General features: G+C 66.0%; 1 protein-coding gene. It reads right to left on the bottom strand.

Going from position 1 to position 388, the window contains the following annotated elements; genetic code table 11:
- Positions 1-208 (bottom strand): hypothetical protein (locus tag RhoFasB10_RS25985; protein WP_206031396.1); only part of this gene is annotated, 208 nt, incomplete at its 3' end.
- Positions 209-388 lie beyond the last annotated feature (180 nt).

Raw genomic sequence — 388 nt, 5'->3', positions numbered from 1 at the left:
CCACCAGCACCTGCTGCACCAGCCAAGCGATGGCGGCAGCCTGGCCGATCAACAGCGCGCCGGACAGGCTGATGCACAGCGCGGCCAAGCGCTGGCGGCCCCGGGCGGAGCGTGCCAGGTCGGCCAGCCAGGCCGTGCGCACACGCCGCTGGCGGGCGGTTTCAGCTTCCGGGGACAGGCCGTAAGGGGTCGTTTCGGCAGCGCTCAAGAGGTCTTCACGGGCAGCGGGGGAGACACGGCATTGTAGGCGCAGGCAATAGCCCGCCCCTGCGGCCGGCGGTCGCAGTCTTCATCAGGTTGGCATACGATCAACCGGGGCACCTGTTCATACATTGATCTGGATCAAGGCTGTTTGAAGTAGTCGGTCACATCATTCACGTCGTAGACC

Source organism: Rhodococcus sp. B10, assembly GCF_011770055.1.
Lineage (GTDB): Bacteria > Actinomycetota > Actinomycetes > Mycobacteriales > Mycobacteriaceae > Rhodococcoides > Rhodococcoides kyotonensis_B.
The sequence above is the reverse complement of the archived record's forward strand: the minus strand, read 5'-3'. Positions and strand labels throughout refer to the sequence as shown.